Origin of the sequence: Acidiphilium sp. 20-67-58, assembly GCF_002255515.1 — a bacterium.
Lineage (GTDB): Bacteria > Pseudomonadota > Alphaproteobacteria > Acetobacterales > Acetobacteraceae > Acidiphilium.
Map to the genome: position 1 here is coordinate 1 of NZ_NCAS01000073.1, position 3,383 is coordinate 3,383.

General features: G+C 58.1%; 5 protein-coding genes. 4 read left to right on the plus strand and 1 reads right to left on the minus strand.

Going from position 1 to position 3,383, the window contains the following annotated elements:
• The 3 genes from B7Z76_RS15670 to B7Z76_RS15680 all read left to right on the plus strand — a co-directional run.
• The coding region (locus B7Z76_RS15670) for a replication initiator protein A (protein ID WP_291345148.1) at window positions 1-843 on the plus strand (843 nt) is incomplete at its 5' end.
• A 659-nt stretch (window positions 844-1,502) separates the two neighbouring features.
• Entirely contained in the window at window positions 1,503-1,757 is a 255-nt protein-coding gene (locus tag B7Z76_RS15675) for a type II toxin-antitoxin system Phd/YefM family antitoxin (protein WP_174501797.1), read from the plus strand.
• Window positions 1,757-2,194 (plus strand): type II toxin-antitoxin system VapC family toxin, encoded by a 438-nt coding sequence (locus B7Z76_RS15680; protein ID WP_174501796.1) that lies wholly within the window; start codon window positions 1,757-1,759, stop codon window positions 2,192-2,194. Before B7Z76_RS15675 ends, B7Z76_RS15680 begins: the two co-directional genes overlap by 1 nt.
• Before the next feature lie 73 nt (window positions 2,195-2,267).
• Here the strand turns inward: B7Z76_RS15680 and B7Z76_RS15685 are convergent, their stop codons facing one another.
• Window positions 2,268-2,576 carry a mobilization protein gene (locus tag B7Z76_RS15685; protein ID WP_174501795.1) on the minus strand — a complete coding sequence of 103 codons (309 nt, stop codon included), beginning with the start codon at window positions 2,574-2,576 and terminating at the stop codon, window positions 2,268-2,270.
• 417 nt (window positions 2,577-2,993) lie between these two features.
• Here B7Z76_RS15685 and B7Z76_RS15690 point away from each other — a divergent pair.
• A partial coding sequence (locus B7Z76_RS15690) for a MobA/MobL family protein (RefSeq protein ID WP_291345152.1) occupies window positions 2,994-3,383 on the plus strand: 390 nt, incomplete at its 3' end.

Genomic DNA, 3,383 nt, shown 5'->3' on the forward strand with positions numbered 1-3,383 from the left:
CCGGGCGTGTGGGACGTGGCTGCCAAGGACAATCGCGGCATCATGGACGTGGCCGTGTTCCGGCTATCGAAAAAGTACCCGCGCGCCAACTCGGTGATGACACATAACCTGCCGGATGGCGGTCATGTGCGTGTGGCCAGCGGACCTGATGGTATGGCTTCCATATGGGATTACGACATCGTGCTGATGGGTGTTTCTCACCTCACGGAAGCCATGAACCGCTATCGTGCTGGTCTGGGCGAAAAGCCAGGCCGTTCGTTCCGGCCACACGTCTCGGAAATCCTAAAATTCTGCCGCCAGTCAGATGGAGGGCGGCAATACGAAGCGGTGGAAGCCGCCTTACGGCGGCTCAAGCAAACCACCGTGGAGATTGTGCGTCGGCAGCGGGGTAAGGATGGACGCCCGCTCCGGGTGACCGAAGGTGCTGGCCTCATCAACGATTACAAGGCCGTGTCGCATGAGGATTCGGGCCGCGTCACGTCCGTGGAAATAGAGCTGCCGAAATGGCTCTATGCCGCTGTCGTCGAGGCTGAACATCCCGAAGTGCTGACGATGCACCCGAACTACTTCCTGATGACGCCTGGTCTCGGCCGCTTTGTCTATCGCCTGGCCCGTGTGGCTGCCGGTAAGGGTGAGGCCCGGTGGTCCTTCCGATTGATCCATGAACGCAGCGGGAGCCCAGATGCTTTCAAGAAATCCAGTGCGGGCATACGCGAACTCATCAAGGCCAACGAACTGCCCGAATACGATCTTGCGGAGGAACCAGGCCAAGATGGCCCGATTCTTGTTATGCGGTTCCGAGGCAGTTTCCCAACGCCCTCCACCGATACAGCAGGTCCTTAAAAGACGGGCTTCGGGCTGAGCTGGTAGCCGAGTCGGGTGCATACATAGGCTGCATGCGCCGTAGGTGCCGCAGACCTGTGGATACGCCGTCTTTTAAGGACCTGAGGCCGTCTATTAAGGACTGAAGCTCCGTCCATTAAGGACCAAAGCCCGTCTTTTAAGGACCGAACGCTTTCGTAACGCATTGATTTAAAAAATAAAATCACCTTTTTTTTAGCCTAAAACCCTTAAAACTAATATATAAAACCCTTAAAACGCCTCGGGATGTGGATAACTACCGCCCATTACCCACCACAGAACGGACTTCAAAAGGTCTTCGCCGGCTCTTGGGGGCTACGCCCCCGCCGGCTCGCTCCATAGGCCGCTGCCCCTGCACCCCGTTCTCGCCGAAGGGCAGGGGTTGCCGCCCAGCGGGCTTTGCCCTTGTCCTGCACCCCACCCGATAGGCTACAGGCCGCTCCAAGGCGTCAAGAACCGGCTCCGCCTGCCGTCCTCGCCCGTTCGGTGCTCGCCCTGCAGGCTGCGCTCCGCTGCGGCCTCCGGGCGGCTCCTTGACCCCTCACCGCAGCCAGAAAAGCAAAATGGCATTGACAAAAGAAAGATTTTTGTATTAACGTTTATACTATTGCCGATTGACGCCGACAGCAGGAGTGCCGCACATGGCCATCACCACCATATCCAGCAGGGAGTTCAATCAGGACACCAGCCGGGCCAAGAAAGCCGCTTCAGAAGGTCCGGTCTTCATCACTGACCGCGGCAAACCCGCACACGTCCTGCTCAGCATCGAGGAATATCGCCGCATCACAGGCAAACGCCGCAGCATTGCCGATGCTCTGGCCATGCCGGGCCTTGCCGATATCGAATTTGATCCACCTCGCGTCAGCATTGGCCTGCGCCCAGTCGATTTCTCCTGATGTTCATCCTCGATACCAATGTCGTCTCCGAACTCCGCAAGGTGCGCCTGGGTAAGGCGCACCCACAGGTGGCCATCTGGGCCGACAGCGTAGACGCCAAAACCCTCTACATCTCGGCCATCACTATCCTCGAAATCGAGATCGGTATCCTGCAAATCGAGCGGAAAGACCCCGATCAAGGGCATTTGCTGCGCGCCTGGCTGGAAAAGCAGGTGTTGCCCGAGTTCGAAGGGCGCATTTTCCCAGTGGATACAGCCGTCGCCCGGCGCTGCGCGACCTTGCATGTCCCTGATCCTCACGCCGAACGGGATGCGCTCATTGCCGCAACTGCGTTGGCCCATGGCATGACCATCGTCACCCGCAACGTCGCGGACTTTCACACAACCGGCGTAACCCTCCTCAATCCATGGGAGGCTTCCCATGGGCAGGAACACTGAAATCCAAACCGACATCCCCCCGGATGAGGGTGACGAATTGGCGGAAGCAAGAAGAGATCTCCACTGAGTGATATTACGCCTCGGCCTTCCGGGGTTCTGGAATTGTTGCCGGTGCGCCGGCTTTGCCGTTCAGCAGATCGGCGAAGAGAGCCTTGTCGTCTTCACGGGTGAGGAAGCCTGGAAGCTCGCGTCGGAGCCAGTTGGCAAGGCGTTCGGAGAATTCGGCATCGGCGTTGTGTTCGAGACGGTCAAGCACCAGTGCGCCGATGAGGATTTTACGGCGAGTGTCTCTGGCACGATCCTGCTTTGCCAACCGTGCCTTGAGAGTCTTGGCACGAGCTTCAAGCTGGGCAATCTGCTGTTCAATGGGTTTGCGAGCCATGGGTTTCCTCGGTTCTGTCGTGATCGGCGGCAGTGGCGTTCTGGCGTGCCTTGTCCTGCATCTCCCGTAGGCAATTCGGGCATAGGCAATGCGCTACGTCATCCGTTGGCAGCGGCGTAACGGTCGGCAGTTTGGTGCACCAGCAACTGTCATCATTCTGGCAGATCGTCTGCGCCTGGCAACGTGGACAAATCGATTGCATCGATCGGAATATCGCCGGTTCTTGCTGAAACTTCCATTATGGGTCTGAACGGGCCATCCATATCGAGCATAAAAGTGTAGAAGCCATCAAAGTGTTTGGCATAAAATATCCCGCCAATATGATGCTAGGCATCACGAAAAGCGAAACGAAGTGAAGCTTTAACTGCGCACTTACGAGTTGCTGCGCAACTCAGTGCGGGGTAGGGTTGGTGCAGAATGGCGATCTACCATATGAGCATGAAGCCTGTAGCTCGCGGCTCTGGTCGTAGTGCAGTGGCGGCTTCTGCGTACCGCGCGGCCGATCGTCTTGAGAATGTGCGCGATGGGATGGTGCATGACTTTAGCCGGCGCCATGGTGTTGAGCACGCAGAGATTATTCTCCCCAATGACACCGTAGCAGCGAATGGTGCCGTTGTGCATGACGCCGGTCCTGAATGGGCGCGTGACCGATCAGCGTTGTGGAATGCTGCGGAATTGGCGGAGAGACGCAAGGATGCGCGGGTCGCTCGCGAAATCGAGGTTGCGCTCCCGCACGAGCTGTCGGCGGAGCAGCGGCTGTCACTGACGCGGGATTTTGCTCAGGCTCTGGCCCGGCAGTACGGGGTT

Coding starts and splice junctions, on each gene's coding strand:
- B7Z76_RS15685 (WP_174501795.1), bottom strand. CDS start 2,576: ATGGCTCGCAAACCCATTGAACAGCAGATTGCCCAGCTTGAAGCTCGT.
- B7Z76_RS15680 (WP_174501796.1), top strand. CDS start 1,757: ATGTTCATCCTCGATACCAATGTCGTCTCCGAACTCCGCAAGGTGCGC.
- B7Z76_RS15675 (WP_174501797.1), top strand. CDS start 1,503: ATGGCCATCACCACCATATCCAGCAGGGAGTTCAATCAGGACACCAGC.